This is a genomic window from Bradyrhizobium pachyrhizi (genome assembly GCF_001189245.1).
Taxonomy (GTDB): domain Bacteria; phylum Pseudomonadota; class Alphaproteobacteria; order Rhizobiales; family Xanthobacteraceae; genus Bradyrhizobium; species Bradyrhizobium pachyrhizi.
In genome coordinates this window covers 119,807-133,958 of sequence record NZ_LFIQ01000077.1, presented here as the reverse complement: position 1 = coordinate 133,958, position 14,152 = coordinate 119,807, and the positions used below count along the sequence as shown (strand labels likewise).

Below are 14,152 nucleotides of genomic sequence, written 5' to 3'. Positions count from 1 at the left end.
TCGATCAGGACAGATAGTCGAGCCCGATATCGAGCGCGGCCGAGCTGTGGGTCACCCAGCCGACCGAGATCAAATCGACGCCGGTGGCGGCAATCGCCGCGGCCGTCGCCGCCGTGATGCGGCCGGAGGCTTCGGTGATCGCTTTGCCGCGCGCCATGTCCACCGCCTGGCTGAGCTGCTCGGTCGTCATGTTGTCGAGCAGCACCGCGTCGACGCCGAGCGTCAGCGCCTCCTCGAGCTGCGACAGCGTGTCGACCTCGACCTCGATCTTGACGAGATGGCCGGCATTGGCCTTGGCGCGCTCGATCGCGGTGCGGATGCCGCCGGCGAGCGCGATGTGGTTGTCCTTGATCAGCACGGCATCGTCGAGGCCGAAGCGGTGATTGCCGCCGCCGCCGGCGCGCACCGCATATTTCTCCAGCGCCCGCAGTCCCGGCGTGGTCTTGCGGGTGCAGACGATCTGCGCGCGGGTGTCCGCCACGGCCTTGACCAGCGTGGCGGTTGCAGTGGCGACACCGCTCAGATGGCAGAGGAAGTTGAGCGCGGTCCGCTCGGCGGTGAGCAGGCTGCGGGCCGGGCCGTCGATGATCGCGATGACCTGGTCGGGTTCGACCGCGCTGCCATCGGGCCGTTCGGCGCGCAGCGTGATGGCCGGCGATACCGTCTGGAAGGCTGACCGCGCGACGTCGAGCCCGGCGATCACGCCGGGCTGCCGCGCGCGCATCACCAGCCGCGCCTGCTGGCCGGCCGGCACGATCGCGTCCGCGGTGATATCGCCGGCGCGGCCGAGATCCTCGCGCAGCGCAGTCTGCACGATCGGCTCATAGATCAGCGGCAACAGGGGATTGAGGGTCATGACAGGGCACTCCTGGCAAATGGCGTGGATTCGACGATGTCGCGCGCGGCGGCGAGTGCATCGGCGCGGGTAAGGGACGACGGAACGGCCGACGCAGCAGTGTGCGGGAAATCGCTGCGGAAATGGCCGCCGCGGCTTTCCTCACGCCGGATGGCGGCAACCGCGACCATCAATCCGACCAATGCTGCATCGGACGCCGCACTGTGACCGCATGCGAGTGGATAGAGGCTGCGGATCGCGCGGGCGATCCCGTCGCGGTCGCGCAGCACACCGAGGCCTTGGGTGAGGATCGGTCGCACGGCAGAAGGATCGGAAGCCTGTGGCATCGCATCGTCGCGCAGCATGGCGCGCGGGCCCGCACTCACGCTTTCGATACTCTCGGCGACCCAGCGCGCGCAGACGATCGCTTCCATCAGCGAGTTGCTGGCGAGCCGGTTGGCGCCGTGCAACCCGGTGCGCGCGGCCTCGCCGCAGGCCCACAGGCCCTGCACCGTGCTGCGGCCAAAACCGTCAACCGTGATGCCGCCCATGTGGTAGTGAACCGCCGGCCGGATCGGGATCGGATCATGCGCGGGATCGATGCCGGCCATCTTGCAGAACGCGCTGATCACGGGATAGCGCTGGGTAAACTCCGCGCCCGGATGTTCGCGCGCGTCGAGGAAGGTGCGATGTCCCGCGGCGCGATGGCGCCACACGGCGCGCGCGACGATATCGCGTGGCGCAAGCTCGGCGCCGGGCTGATTGGCCATAAAACGCCGGCCGGTCTCGTCGATCAAGACCGCGCCATCGCCGCGGATCGCCTCGGTCAGCAGCGGCATCGGGCGCGACGGCCCGTCGAACGCAGTCGGATGAAACTGGACGAACTCGATGTCCGACAGTTTTGCGCCGGCATGTGCGGCAAGCGCGAGCCCCTGGCCGAAACATCCGCCGGGATTGGTGCTGTCGGCGAACAACCCGCCGATGCCGCCGGTTGCGATCACCACGCGGTTGGTTGCGATCGTCAGCGCGCCACGGTCGCTCGCTGCAAGCACACCCCTGACCGCATTGTCCTCGATGATCAGCCGGCGCGCCTCGACGCCTTCCAGCAGTGTGATCGACGGCGTCTGGCGGACCGCCGCGATCAGCGCGCGCATGATCTCCCGGCCGGTGCCGTCGCCAGTGGCGTGGACGATGCGGTTGCGGCGGTGTGCGGCCTCGAGCCCGAGGCGCCAGCTGCCGTCGGCGTGCCGGTCGAAGGCGACGCCGAGCCTCGCCAGCTGCTCGACGGCTGCGGGCGCGGCGTGGACGATCCGGCTCGCGGCGGCCGCGTCGCAAAGGCCGGCGCCGGCCGCGAGCGTATCGGCGAGATGCAGGGCAGGGCTGTCATCGGCGCCGACCGGTGCGGCAAGGCCGCCCTGAGCCCACATGCTGGAAGCTTCCGCGCCGAGCGGCGATTTCGACAGCAGCACGACCGGCTCGGGGGCTAGCTGAAGCGCGGTCATCAGCCCGGCGGCACCGCCGCCGATGATCACCGGGCGGCCGTTGAGATCGGAGATATCAATGCTCATATCGCCAGCATCCTTTCGACACTCTTGCGCGCGCGATCGGCGATCGCGGGGTCGATGGTGACCTCGTGCTGGTTGGTCTCCAGCGCGTGACGGATGTTCTTCAGCGTGATCCGCTTCATGTGCGGACAGAGATTGCAGGGGCGGACGAAGTCGACATCGGGATTTCTGGCCGCGATGTTGTCGCTCATCGAGCATTCCGTCAGCAGCACGACGCGCGGCGGACGCTTGGTCTCGACGAACGACTGCATCGCCGCCGTCGACCCCGCAAAGTCCGCCTCGGCGACCACCTCGGGCGGGCATTCCGGATGCGCCAGGACGGTGACATCGGGGTAATTCTCGCGCAGCTGCCGCACGTCATCGGCGGTGAACAGCTCGTGCACCTCGCAGTGGCCCTTCCAGGCGATGATCTTCTTGCTGGTTTGCCTGGCGATGTTCTGCGCCAGATATTCATCAGGGAGCATGATGACGCGCTCGGCGCCGAGCGATTCAACGACCCTTAGCGCATTGCCCGACGTGCAGCAGATGTCGGACTCCGCCTTCACCGCGGTCGAGGTGTTGACGTAGGCGACCACGGGCGCATCCGGATAGCGCGCGCGCATCAGCCGCACGTCCTGCGCCGTGATGGAATCCGCCAGCGAGCAGCCGGCTTTGAGGTCGGGGATCAGCACGGTCTTGGCCGGATTAAGCAGCTTTGCCGTTTCGGCCATGAAATGCACGCCGGCGAGCACGATGACATCGGCATCGACCTTGGTCGCCTCACGCGCGAGCAACAGGCTGTCGCCGACGATATCGGCGACGCCATGGAAGATCTCCGGCGTCTGATAGTTGTGCGCCAGCACCACCGCATTGCGGCGGCGTTTCAGCGCAAGGATCGCATCGACGTCCTCGGCGAAAGTCGCCCATTCGAACGGCGGGATGACGCGCTTGACGCGCTCATAGAGCGGCGCGGTGCGGGTGAGCAGATCGGTATCGAGTGCAACCATTTATACTCTCCGTGAGCATAAGATGGCTTATACTTATCCTGAGCATAAGGCGTGTCAAGTGCGCGAAAGCGGGAGCTTGGTGCCGGCGACAGCCCGCTCGGCCAGCACGGCATGGCGGAAGCGGAATAGCTTGGCCGGCCGGCCGACGGTATCGGCGGCCATTGCGCCAGTCTCTTCAACGAGTTCCTGCTGCTCGATCAGCCGGCGGAAGTTCTGTTTGTGGACCAGCCGGCCTGCGAGCGCCTCAACACTGCGTTGCAGTTGCAGCAGGGTGAACTCGGCCGGCATCAGCTCGAATACCACCGGACGGTATTTGATCTTGGCGCGCAGCCGCGCGATCCCGGTCGCGAGAATGCGGCGATGATCCGCCGTCATCGGCTTGCCCGGCACGACCGGCGCCTCGTGGCCATGCCCGCGTCCGGCTTCCGGGATCAGCGCGGCCTCGTAGAGCAGCTCATAGCGCTGCAGTACCAGCTCCTCGTTCCAGTCGCGATCGTCGAGGCCAAAGGTGATGGCGCAGCGCTGCCAGCGCTCGCGCTGCAGCGTCGGTGACGGCGCGGCCTTCGCCCAAGTTTTCAGCTTCGGCGCGATCGTCTTGGCCAGGAAGGCCGGCGCGCCGGCGCGATGATCCTCCCAAGGGAAGTAGTCGTACCAGCCGGACCAGTGCGCCTCAAAGCCTTCGCCGACACGATCCTCGCGGGTCAGGCCGAGATAGCTGATCGAGACGCTGTGCGGCCCCTTGGCATCACCGGAGCGGCCGCGGTCGGCAAAGGTGTAGAGCTGCTCGACATAGCCGAGCGGGTGGCCGGTCTGCGCTTCGACCCAGGCCCGCAGCGCGGTCTGCAGCGAGCGATGGGTGAACTCGAACGGGCCGCTCGGCAGCGCGGAGCCGCCGGCGATGGTCATGATCTTCGGCGTGCCCTCGGTGACGGCGACCAGCACCGCGACGAGATCGGCGGTCACCGCGTTCCCCGAAGCCGGTGCGCTGGATTTCTGCGGCGATCTGGCCACGCGATCGTTCCGCGCTAGCAGTAGCCGTAGACGCCGCAGGCGTAGGGCAGGCGATCCCAATAGGTCACGTAGGCACCGCCGTAGTACGGGCCGAAATAGTTGTAGGAGTGCCAGTTGCCGTAATAGCCGGGCAGCGACGACGACCCCGGCAGCAGCGGTTCGCCGGGCACGAACGGGATATACGGCTCGGAATTGAGCGGGATCACCACGGGCTCGACGACCACGAGCTGGCGTCCGCGCCGCACATAGGTCGGCGATGTAATGGTGGTGCGGTAGGCGTAATGCCGGCGCGGCAGGCCCGCCGGCAGCTGGCGCGCGGCCTTGACGGTCGAGCTCTTGGCGACGGCCGGGCCGTCGGCGGCGTCAGCAGGCGGGATCGCAAACAACGCGATCGCGAGCGGCAATGTCCAGCGCAGCATCAATGGTCTCCCGAATCAACCGGAGCCTATCACTGACACTTTAAGCCGGATTGAACGTTAACGAGAGGCCCGTCGGTATTAAGCGTTAACGGGAGGTCCGTCGCTTTGGGCAAGCTTCCGGAGCGATGCGGCGCACCGCTCCGGAACAATTGCGGGATCAGGCGCGCAGGGCCTGGTCGAGGTCGGCGATCAGGTCTTCCTTGTCCTCGATGCCGATCGAAAGCCGGACCACCTCGGGCGCCGCGCCCGACTTCACCTTGGCGGCGTCGTCGAGCTGGCTGTGGGTGGTGGAGGCCGGATGGATCACCAGCGAGCGGGTGTCGCCGACATTGGCGAGATGCGAGAACAGCTGCAGGTTCGACACCAGATTGACGCCCGCGTCATAGCCGCCCTTCAGGCTGAAGGTGAACACCGCGCCGGCGCCTTTCGGCGCGTATTTGCGCTGCAAGGCGTTGTACCTGTCGCCGGGCAGGCCGGCATAGTTCACCGCCGACACGGCGGGGTGGGTGGAGAGGAATTCCGCCACCGCCTTGGCGTTGTCGCAGTGCTTCTGCATGCGCAGTGGCAGCGTCTCGATGCCGGTCAGGATCATGAAGGCGTTGAACGGCGACAGCGCGGGGCCGAGGTCGCGCAAGCCGAGCACGCGGCAGGCGATTGCGAAGGCGAAGTTGCCGAAGGTCTCCTGGATCCGGATGCCGTGATATTCCGGCCGCGGCTCGCTCAGCATCGGATATTTGTTGTCCTTCGACCAGTCGAAGGTGCCGGCATCGACGATGATGCCGCCGAGCGAGTTGCCGTGACCGCCGAGAAACTTGGTCAGGGAGTGCACGACGATGTCGGCGCCGTGATCGATCGGCTTGATCAGATAGGGCGAGGCCAGCGTGTTGTCGACGATCAGCGGCACGCCGGCCTTGCGCGCAACGGCCGCGATCGCTTCGATATCGGTGATGCTGCCGGCCGGGTTGGCGATCGACTCGATGAAGATCGCCTTGGTGTGCGGCGTAACCGCGCGCTCGAAGCTTTCGATCTCATCGGGATCGGCCCAGGCCACATTCCAGCCAAACGCCTTGAACGCGTGCGTGAACTGGTTGATCGAGCCACCATAGAGCTTGCGTGCCGCGATGATCTCATCGCCGGGCTTCAACAGCTGCTGCAGCACGACGACCTGCGCCGCGTGACCGGAAGCGACGGCGAGCGCCGCGGTGCCGCCTTCGAGGGCTGCGACACGTTCCTCGAGCACGGCATTGGTCGGGTTGCCGATGCGGGTATAGATGTTGCCGAATGCCTGCAGGCCGAACAGCGAGGCCGCATGGTCGGCGTCGTTGAAGACGAATGACGTGGTCTGGTAGATCGGCGTCGCCCGCGCGCCGGTGGTGGGATCAGGCTGCGCGCCGGCGTGCACGGCGAGGGTGGAAAATCCCGGAAGGCGATCGGTCATTCTTTAGTATCCTGTTGTGGCCTGGTCGAAACGCGCGGCATGCTGATGGCGGCGGCGCCCGCCGTCAAGCGAGTTGGGCACATCGCCAGTTTCTGGAGGGGCATCCCGCGCTATACCGGATGATCGCAGCGATTATTCCGCCGCGATGTCAGGTCGTCTCGGTTTTGTTCTTTGCCGCGCGGTCGGATGCCGCAGTCTGACCGCCGCCGAAGCTCGTGCGATTGAGCGACAGCCGCATGCCCTGCGTCGGGATCGGCGCGCGCTTGGAACTCAGCGTGCGCGAGTTGACGCCCATCCACGATATCTCCGACGACAGCCGGCCATACTCGATCTTCGGGCAGCGGTTCATCACCACCTTGAGGCCCGCGGCTTCCGCCTTCTCGGCGGCGGCATCGTCGCGCGCGCCAAGCTGCATCCAGATCACCTTCGGCAGCGGTGACAATTTCAGCGCCTCCTCGACGACGGGCATGATGTGGCTCGAATTGCGGAAGATGTCGATCATGTCGATCGGGCGATCGATGTCCGCAAGCGAGGCGACGAATGCCTTGCCCATCAGCGTCTTGCCGACATGGCCGGGGTTGACCGGGATCATGTCGTAGCCGCGCTGCGCCAGATATTTGAATGCGAAATAGCTCGGCCGCACATTGACCGGCGAGGCGCCGACCATCGCGATCGTCTTGACGTTGTTCAGGATGCTGCGGATGTAATTGTCGTCGTAGGCGTCGTGATTCATTTTTCTTCCGGGTTTGTCATTCCGGGGCTCGCGCAGCGAGAACCCGGAATCTCGAAATTCCGGGTCTGGTGCTAACGCACCATCCCGGAATGACGACCTCAGGTCGTCACTTGTCCTGCCAGTTCGGATCGCGCTTCTCGATAAAGGCACCGATGCCTTCCTCGGCGTCGCGCGCCATCATGTTCTCGGTCATCACCTCGGCGGCGAAGCGATAGGCGTCGGCGAGGTTCATCTCGGCCTGGCGATAGAACGCTTCCTTGCCGAGCTTGACGGTGTAGGCCGATTTCAGCGCGACCTTCTCGGCCAGCGCGATCGCGGCGTCGCGTTCGGTGCCCGCGGATACCACGCGGTTGACGAGGCCGATGCCCTGCGCCGTTGCCGCCGAGACCGGCTCTCCGGTCAGCAGCATCTCCATCGCCTGCTTGCGCGGCACGTTGCGCGACAGCGCCACCATCGGCGTCGAGCAGAACAGCCCGATGTCGACGCCCGGCGTCGCGAACGCCGCCGCTTCGGAGGCGACCGCGAGGTCGCAGCTTGCGACGAGCTGGCAGCCGGCCGCGGTGGCGATGCCCTGGACGGATGCCACCACCGGCTTCGGCAGGCGCACGATGGCCTGCATCATCGCGCTGCAGGCGTTCATGATTTGCGCGAAATAGGCGCGGCCGCGGTCGGCATCGCTACGGCGCCCGGTAAGCTCCTTGAGGTCGTGGCCGGCGCAGAACGCCGGGCCGTTAGCGGCGAGCACGACGGCACGGATGCGCTTGTCGTCACTGATCTCGTTCAGTGCGGCGTGCAGCTCGCCGATCAGGCCCTCGGAGAGGCTGTTGCGCGCTCCGGGCCGATTGAGCGTCAGTAGCGCGATACTGCCGATGGTCTCACGCAGCAGGATCGGCTGGTGTTGCGGCGCTTCGGCGCGGGCGGCTTGGGCGGACATGCTCAAATTCCACTTTGGTCTCTGTGACAACTTAATGTAACAGGCAGGCTGAAGCGAGGGCATGGACGGCATGGCGACTGCGAAAATGAGCGTGGCTGACGTGGAAGAGTTCCTGCGGAGGGAATTTCCGCAGGCGTTCGTCCACGACGATGTCCGGATCGAAAGCGCCGACGGCGAGACCGCCCTGCTGCGCCAGCGCTTTAGCGAGCGCATGCTGCGGCCGGGCGGTACGGTGTCCGGGCCGACCCTGATGGGCCTGGCAGATTTCGCGATGTACGTGGTGCTGCTGTCGGCGATCGGACCGGTCGGCCTTGCCGTGACCACCAACCTCAACATCAACTTCCTGCGCAAGGGCCAGCCGGGGCAGGACGTGCTCGCGGTGGCGAGGCTGCTCAAGCTCGGCAAGCGGCTCGCGGTCGGCGAGGTCAACCTGCTGTCCGGCTCGTCTCCCGATCCCATAGCTCATGTCACGGCGACCTATTCCATTCCAAATCAATAGGCTTTTCTACGGTATTATTGCACCATATTTGCAAGTTATTGTTTTCTCTGATGTAATCTGAGCGCGTGGGCGTTGACGCGCGATCGCGGCTTCTCTAGAAAGCTGCCCAGTTCGGCGCATACGGCGCCGATTTCTTTTTCACGGATTTCACACATGAGCACGTTCTCGGCCAAGCCCGCCGAAGTGACGAAGAAGTGGGTCGTGATCGACGCCAAGGGTCTGGTCGTCGGTCGTCTCGCCACGCTCGTCGCGATGCGCCTGCGCGGCAAACACCTGCCCACCTACACCCCGCATGTCGATTGCGGCGACAACGTCATCATCGTCAACGCCGCGCATGTGGTGCTGACCGGTCGCAAGCGCGACCAGAAGACCTACTACAAGCACACCGGCTTCATCGGTGGCATCAAGGAGCGCACCGCAAAGCAGATCCTCGAGGGTCGCTTTCCCGAGCGCGTCGTCGAGAAGGCGATCGAGCGCATGATCCCGCGCGGTCCGCTCGGCCGCATGCAGATGGGCAATCTGCGCGTCTATCCGGGTGCCGATCATCCGCATGAAGCGCAGAGCCCCGAGAAGGTCGATATCGCTTCCCTGAATCGCAAGAACACGAGGGCCGCATAATGTCCGATACGTTGCAGTCCCTCGACCAGCTCTCGCAGGTCAAGCCGGCCGCGCCCGACGCGCCGAAATACGTCAAGAAGGTCGACAAGTACAACCGCGCCTACGCCACCGGCAAGCGCAAGGACGCGGTCGCCCGCGTCTGGGTCAAGCCGGGCTCCGGCAAGATCTCGGTCAACACCCGCGAGTTCGAAGTCTACTTTGCCCGCCCGGTGCTGCGCATGATGATCCAGCAGCCGCTGGTCGCTGCCGCCCGTAACGGCCAGTACGACGTGATCTGCACCGTCGCCGGCGGCGGTCTCTCCGGCCAGGCCGGTGCTGTCCGACACGGCATCTCGAAGGCGCTGACCAACTTCGAGCCCGAGCTGCGCGGCGTCCTCAAGAAGGGCGGCTTCCTGACCCGCGACAGCCGCTCGGTCGAGCGCAAGAAGTACGGCAAGGCGAAGGCCCGCAAGTCCTTCCAGTTCTCGAAGCGCTAATTCGAGTTCTAAAATTCGCGGCAATTGCCGCGGGCATCGAGTTGCAGAGGGCGCCGCGAGGCGCCCTTTTTGCTGCGTCCGACCGGCCGTGCTTCGGCGCGAATTAGCGCAGTTTTTCATGAAAACTTGCGTGTGCGTGCAAACGAAATTGGAACTCGCACCTTCTAGCTTGCGGGCTCGCAGTGGCGCTGCATCACCGTATTTATTTGCGCCTGCGAACGTTGCATCACACCGGGCTGGGGTGAGTTCATGTCGTTCGATCCATCGACACTTTATTTGTTCGCCACCATGGTCGCGGGCATGCTCGGCGCCATGCTGTGGTTGTTCGGCAGGCAGGAGAACATTTCCGCGCTGAAATGGTGGGGCACCGCCTATCTGCTCGGCGCGGCCTCGGTCGCGGTCTGGACAGTCGGCAGTCCGACGCTTGATCCGATGGTTCTGCTGGGCCTCAATGCGATCGGCTTCGCCGCTTGCGGCCTGGTCTGGAATGCCGCGCGCATTTTCCACGGCCGTAAGGCCAACCTGCTGGGCCTCGTGCTCGGCCCAATCGCATGGATCGGGGCGGTGACGACGGTTGAGGATCCCGCGATGCGCCTGACGATCGGCGCCGGGATCGTCGCGATCTACGCAGCGCTGACCGCCTCCGAACTGTGGAGCGAGCGCCGCCGCGCGATGCAGCGGCGCTGGCTTGCGATCGTCATCCCGGTCGCGCACGGTTGTGTCCTGATGCTGCCGATCCTGGTCGGCGATCTGCTGCGATTGAATGGCCAGAATTTCGTCTCCAGCTTTTGGGTCACGCTGTTTTCGATCGAACTCGTGCTGTACGCGATCGGTACGGTGTTCGTGATCTTCATGATGGTGTCGGACCGCGCGGTCGCCGTGCACAAGACGGCTGCGTCGATCGACCCCCTGAGCGGCATGCTCAACCGTCGCGGCTTCACCGAGGCCTGCGCCCGGGTGATCGAGCGCGAGTCCGTTGCTGGCCGGCCGGTCACCGTGATGATCTTCGACATCGATCACTTCAAGTCGATCAACGACCGCTTCGGCCATCCCGCGGGTGACGAGATCCTGAAGCTGTTCTCCGCCGTCGTGGTCAACAGTCTCAGGATCAGCGATCTGTCGGGGCGGATCGGCGGCGAGGAATTCGCGGCGCTGCTGCCGTGCTCGCTGGAGGAGGGGGTGCTGGTCGCCGAGCGCGTGCGCGAAGCCTTCGAGAACAGCAACATCACCTGCGAGGAAGGCGCGGTCGACACCACGGTCAGCATCGGCGTCGCCGGCGGCCCCGCCGGCACCGAGCTCGAGGTGCTGTTGGCCTCGGCAGACACCGCGCTCTACCAGGCCAAGCGCGGCGGCCGCAACCGCGTCGAGGCGGCGGAGGAATTGCCGCTCTCGCTGGAGAACTGGCGGCGCAAGACCGCGGGCCTGCCGGCTTCGGCGCGGCAAAAGCCGGCGAGCGTCCGGGCATGAGTGCGGTAACGAGTGGTTAACCATTCGATCCCATGCTTTCGGGCATGGAGTCGATCCGCACCCGCAATCCGCAGTCAGCCCTGATGTCGCTCGAAGCCGACGCGGTTTCGGCGCGCAGCGGTTTCGCCTGCCTGTTCTCGGACTCCCACGAATACGAGACCGCGCTGATTGCCGAACGGCGCGCGCGGGGGCGATACCAGCCGCCGAAGAGTCGCTGGCCGATGGTGATGCTGGCCGGCGTGATGCTGATGGTCGCGGGAACGGTGCTGCTGCTCTCCTGACGTGCTTGATTTTTGTTTTGACGGGTCTTCTTCACGCGAACCGGTGCCCACTTCGCTTGAAAACGCTCTAAGCGGCCCGGGCCGGATCCTCCGTCTTGAAGTGGTCGATCATCACCTTGGCGATAGCCATCAGCGGCAGCGCCAGCGCCAACCCCCAGATGCCGAACACGACGCCGAGCAGGATCTGGAACGCGAACAGCGTCGCCGGCGGGATGTCGAGCGCCTGGCGCTGGATGATCGGCGTCAGCACGTAGCTTTCCAGCGCGTGGACGCCGAGGAACAGGATGAAGGCCGAGAGCGCCGCGATCCATCCGGTCGCAAGGCTCGCCAGCACCACGATCAGCCCGCCGAGGATCGCGCCGACGGTCGGAATGAAGGCGAGCAGACCGGCCTGGATGCCGAGGATGAACGAACTCGGAATGCCGATGATGGCAAGCCCGATCCAGGTGACGAGGAACACCGCCGTCATTGTGATGATCTGCGCGATCAGCCAGCGCTCCAGCGTCTCGCCGATGCGGTCGACGATGACGGTCGCCTGCGCGCGGTACTTCGCCGGCGCGATGAACAACAGCCCGGCGCGATAGATGCTGGGCTGGGCCGCGAAGGCGAGCCCGAGGAACAGCACGATGAAGAAGTTGCCGACGACGCTGACGGTGCCGAGCAGCACCTTCAGCGTCTGGCTGATGATGGCGCCGCCGCTTGAGGCCAGCGCACCGGCGCCGGGGATGCCATGGGACTGGGACGGCGCGGGTGTCGTCGTCGTTGTCGTCACGGCGGTGCCTTCGCCCTTCGCCTCGCCCGCGGCATTGGTGAAATCGAGATAGCTGGTATCGACCCCGTGCTGTTCGAGGAAGTCCTTGACGCTGCCGAGCTGCGATTTGATCGTGTTGCTCAGCACCGTGGCCTGCTGCGCGATCGTGGTGCCGCCGAGGAACACGATGCCGGACAGCAGCCCGGCCATCGCCAGGCAGACGATCGCAAGCCGCAACGCGTGGGGCAGCTTGGTCAGCCGGCCGAGCAGGGTGGTCATGGCATTGAGGGCGACCCCGAGCAGCATGCCTGCGAACAGCAGGAACAGGGTCGCGGCGAAATGCCAGGCGAAGGTCAGCAGGGCAGCGAACAGCACCACGCCGATGCCGCCGACGGCGATCGCCCATGCCAAGTCGTTACGGGCCTGCAGGCGATGGTCAGCCGAGTCTGTCACGGGTGATTCCCCCTTCGCGACGGTGTTTCGAGCAGTCTTTGGCGAAAACCCCGCCGGGATCAAGCTGGCGGGGGCCGTGCCGGTTTCCCGCTGACGCGCCGCGGCGCCCGGCGCGGTTGGTGGCCATCCGGCCGGCTTTGGGTCCCGAGGGGCGCGAATCTGTGCAGGACTGCAAGCCCCCCTGTGCAGATATAGACAGTTGATCCGGCGGGAACTCGAAGGCATGATCGTCTCCGCAACGTCGCAAACTTAGAAGAATCATTGCGCGAGACTTCAATAATGAGACGGCCCGTGGTCGGCGTGATCGGAAACGCCCATCGCATCGAAAATCGTTTCACAGTCCAGATGGTCGGGGAGCGCAACCTTCGCGCGGTTGCCGAGGTGTCGGGCGCGGTGCCGCTGATGTTCGCGGGCAGCCCCGAAATCACCGAGGTCGGCGCCCTGCTCGACGTGGTCGACGGCGTCGTGCTGACCGGAGCCCGCGCCAACGTTCATCCGACCCGCTTCAACACCGAACCGTGTGCCGCCCACGAGCCCTACGACATCCACCGCGACGACGTTGCACTGGCGCTGTCGGAGGCCTGTGTCGCGCGCGGCGTGCCGATCTTCGGCATCTGCCGCGGCCTGCAGGAGATGAACGTTGCTTTCGGCGGCTCGCTGCATCCGGAGATCCGCGAGATTCCCGGCCGCATGAACCACCGAATGCCGCGGCTGGAGAACGGCGAGATCCATCCTGACCCGACCGTTGTGTTCGCCGACCGTCACGACGTCGCGCTGACGCCGGGCGGCGCGTTCGCGAAGATACTTGGTCGTGAGACCATTCGGGTCAATTCGCTGCACGGCCAGGGCATCCTCAAGCCCGGCAAGCGCGTCGTGATCGAGGGCATCGCCGAGGACGGCACCATCGAGGCGATCCGCATCGCCGATGCGCCGGGTTTTGCGCTGGGTGTGCAATGGCACGCCGAATACGATCCGCAGCGCAATCCGATCAACCGCGCCCTGTTCGAAGCCTTCGGCGACGCGCTGCGCGAACGGCGGCGGGCGGCGTAGGACGGTTTCACAGCCACCGTCCCTGCGCGTTAATCACGACGTCTCCGAAAAACGCGCTGTCGTCCCTGCGAAAGCAGGGACCCATGCTCTGCGGCAATTATTGTGGAGGGGACTCGTCGTTGCGGCACTGCTCAACAATGACCATCGGTGGTTATGGGTCCCTGCTTTCGTAGGGACGACACCGAATGTGTGGCGTCGTCTGTCCGTCGGGTCGGTTTGTCGCACCTCGGTTCGGGAAGCCATGAAGGACGCAGGGCTTCCTTTAGGCAATCCATGGGAGCCGAGCGGCAGGCGAGCAGATCGTCCACTCAGGCGTCACGAACGCAAAGTGTGTTGTCCCCGCAACGTCACAAGAGTTCCGTTGAGCATCGCACCTGTTGGGACTTCACTGTGTGGCGAATTCCCCGTTTAATAATGGCGGACCTGAGGCAAAGATTTTACCACCAAGACGTTCATTTGAGATCAGGTTCAAGAGGCCGCTGACCAGCGCCAGCGGCCTCTTCGTGTTGCTTCATTGATCGCTAAGTGCAGGCATCGGCCGTTGCTGCGTCGATGGCGCGCAGGAAGCAGCACGTCGCGGCATTAGCGCACTGACCATGGCCATGCCGGCGGTTGCGGTTTGCTGGTGGCGTGCGG

Annotated in this window: 15 protein-coding genes; 6 read left to right on the top strand and 9 right to left on the bottom strand. The window is 65.4% G+C overall.

Features of this window, described 5'->3' with window-relative positions; genetic code table 11:
- Positions 1-4: 4 nt before the first annotated feature.
- From nadC to AKL29_RS16720, 8 genes are all read right to left on the bottom strand, one after another.
- Positions 5-856, bottom strand: coding sequence for a carboxylating nicotinate-nucleotide diphosphorylase (gene nadC, locus AKL29_RS16755; RefSeq protein WP_050384911.1), 852 nt, complete (start codon positions 854-856; stop codon positions 5-7).
- Positions 853-2,403: an L-aspartate oxidase gene (locus AKL29_RS16750; RefSeq protein ID WP_028333922.1), complete on the bottom strand. Its 1,551-nt coding sequence runs from the start codon at positions 2,401-2,403 to the stop codon at positions 853-855. The genes nadC and AKL29_RS16750 overlap by 4 nt, the downstream gene beginning before the upstream one ends.
- Complete coding sequence (nadA, locus tag AKL29_RS16745) at positions 2,400-3,386, bottom strand: quinolinate synthase NadA (protein ID WP_050384910.1); 987 nt, start codon at positions 3,384-3,386, stop codon at positions 2,400-2,402. The genes AKL29_RS16750 and nadA overlap by 4 nt, the downstream gene beginning before the upstream one ends.
- Positions 3,387-3,440: 54 nt before the next feature.
- Positions 3,441-4,397, bottom strand: coding sequence for an NUDIX hydrolase (locus AKL29_RS16740; RefSeq protein ID WP_028333924.1), 957 nt, complete (start codon positions 4,395-4,397; stop codon positions 3,441-3,443).
- A gap of 14 nt (positions 4,398-4,411) precedes the next feature.
- The gene (locus AKL29_RS16735) at positions 4,412-4,816 is read right to left on the bottom strand and encodes a hypothetical protein (RefSeq protein ID WP_050384909.1); all 405 of its coding nucleotides are present in this window, start codon (positions 4,814-4,816) and stop codon (positions 4,412-4,414) included.
- 157 nt (positions 4,817-4,973) lie between these two features.
- Positions 4,974-6,254 carry an O-acetylhomoserine aminocarboxypropyltransferase gene (locus AKL29_RS16730; protein ID WP_050384908.1) on the bottom strand — a complete coding sequence of 427 codons (1,281 nt, stop codon included), beginning with the start codon at positions 6,252-6,254 and terminating at the stop codon, positions 4,974-4,976.
- A 148-nt stretch (positions 6,255-6,402) separates the two neighbouring features.
- Positions 6,403-6,987: a CoA-binding protein gene (locus AKL29_RS16725; protein ID WP_028333927.1), complete on the bottom strand. Its 585-nt coding sequence runs from the start codon at positions 6,985-6,987 to the stop codon at positions 6,403-6,405.
- Between the two features lie 106 nt (positions 6,988-7,093).
- Complete coding sequence (locus AKL29_RS16720; RefSeq protein ID WP_050384907.1) at positions 7,094-7,921, bottom strand: enoyl-CoA hydratase; 828 nt, start codon at positions 7,919-7,921, stop codon at positions 7,094-7,096.
- A gap of 70 nt (positions 7,922-7,991) precedes the next feature.
- Between AKL29_RS16720 and AKL29_RS16715 the strand changes: the two genes are divergently transcribed.
- The 5 genes from AKL29_RS16715 (at position 7,992) to AKL29_RS16695 (ending at position 11,262) form a co-directional block, all read left to right on the top strand.
- On the top strand, positions 7,992-8,420 hold the full coding sequence (locus AKL29_RS16715) for a PaaI family thioesterase (RefSeq protein ID WP_028340177.1): 429 nt from the start codon (positions 7,992-7,994) through the stop codon (positions 8,418-8,420).
- Between the two features lie 153 nt (positions 8,421-8,573).
- Positions 8,574-9,038 (top strand): 50S ribosomal protein L13, encoded by a 465-nt coding sequence (rplM, locus tag AKL29_RS16710; RefSeq protein ID WP_016840522.1) that lies wholly within the window; start codon positions 8,574-8,576, stop codon positions 9,036-9,038.
- Positions 9,038-9,514: a 30S ribosomal protein S9 gene (gene rpsI, locus AKL29_RS16705; protein ID WP_028333930.1), complete on the top strand. Its 477-nt coding sequence runs from the start codon at positions 9,038-9,040 to the stop codon at positions 9,512-9,514. Before rplM ends, rpsI begins: the two co-directional genes overlap by 1 nt.
- A gap of 249 nt (positions 9,515-9,763) precedes the next feature.
- Complete coding sequence (locus AKL29_RS16700; RefSeq protein WP_050384906.1) at positions 9,764-10,981, top strand: GGDEF domain-containing protein; 1,218 nt, start codon at positions 9,764-9,766, stop codon at positions 10,979-10,981.
- Positions 10,982-11,025: 44 nt separating this feature from the next.
- Positions 11,026-11,262 carry a hypothetical protein gene (locus tag AKL29_RS16695; protein ID WP_050384905.1) on the top strand — a complete coding sequence of 79 codons (237 nt, stop codon included), beginning with the start codon at positions 11,026-11,028 and terminating at the stop codon, positions 11,260-11,262.
- Between the two features lie 67 nt (positions 11,263-11,329).
- Here the strand turns inward: AKL29_RS16695 and AKL29_RS16690 are convergent, their stop codons facing one another.
- Positions 11,330-12,466, bottom strand: coding sequence for an AI-2E family transporter (locus AKL29_RS16690; RefSeq protein WP_050384904.1), 1,137 nt, complete (start codon positions 12,464-12,466; stop codon positions 11,330-11,332).
- 279 nt (positions 12,467-12,745) lie between these two features.
- On the opposite strand from AKL29_RS16690, the gene AKL29_RS16685 reads away from it, so the two are divergent.
- A complete protein-coding gene (locus tag AKL29_RS16685; RefSeq protein ID WP_028333934.1) occupies positions 12,746-13,516 on the top strand; it encodes a gamma-glutamyl-gamma-aminobutyrate hydrolase family protein in 771 nt (256 codons plus the stop codon).
- Positions 13,517-14,152 lie beyond the last annotated feature (636 nt).

Excerpts from the sequence above, each read along its gene's own strand:
- nadC (WP_050384911.1), bottom strand. The coding sequence starts at position 856 with ATGACCCTCAATCCCCTGTTGCCGCTGATCTATGAGCCGATCGTGCAG.
- AKL29_RS16750 (WP_028333922.1), bottom strand. The coding sequence starts at position 2,403 with ATGAGCATTGATATCTCCGATCTCAACGGCCGCCCGGTGATCATCGGC.
- nadA (WP_050384910.1), bottom strand. The coding sequence starts at position 3,386 with ATGGTTGCACTCGATACCGATCTGCTCACCCGCACCGCGCCGCTCTAT.
- AKL29_RS16735 (WP_050384909.1), bottom strand. The coding sequence starts at position 4,816 with ATGCTGCGCTGGACATTGCCGCTCGCGATCGCGTTGTTTGCGATCCCG.
- AKL29_RS16730 (WP_050384908.1), bottom strand. The coding sequence starts at position 6,254 with ATGACCGATCGCCTTCCGGGATTTTCCACCCTCGCCGTGCACGCCGGC.
- AKL29_RS16725 (WP_028333927.1), bottom strand. The coding sequence starts at position 6,987 with ATGAATCACGACGCCTACGACGACAATTACATCCGCAGCATCCTGAAC.
- AKL29_RS16720 (WP_050384907.1), bottom strand. The coding sequence starts at position 7,921 with ATGTCCGCCCAAGCCGCCCGCGCCGAAGCGCCGCAACACCAGCCGATC.
- AKL29_RS16715 (WP_028340177.1), top strand. The coding sequence starts at position 7,992 with ATGGCGACTGCGAAAATGAGCGTGGCTGACGTGGAAGAGTTCCTGCGG.
- rplM (WP_016840522.1), top strand. The coding sequence starts at position 8,574 with ATGAGCACGTTCTCGGCCAAGCCCGCCGAAGTGACGAAGAAGTGGGTC.
- rpsI (WP_028333930.1), top strand. The coding sequence starts at position 9,038 with ATGTCCGATACGTTGCAGTCCCTCGACCAGCTCTCGCAGGTCAAGCCG.
- AKL29_RS16700 (WP_050384906.1), top strand. The coding sequence starts at position 9,764 with ATGTCGTTCGATCCATCGACACTTTATTTGTTCGCCACCATGGTCGCG.
- AKL29_RS16695 (WP_050384905.1), top strand. The coding sequence starts at position 11,026 with ATGGAGTCGATCCGCACCCGCAATCCGCAGTCAGCCCTGATGTCGCTC.
- AKL29_RS16685 (WP_028333934.1), top strand. The coding sequence starts at position 12,746 with ATGAGACGGCCCGTGGTCGGCGTGATCGGAAACGCCCATCGCATCGAA.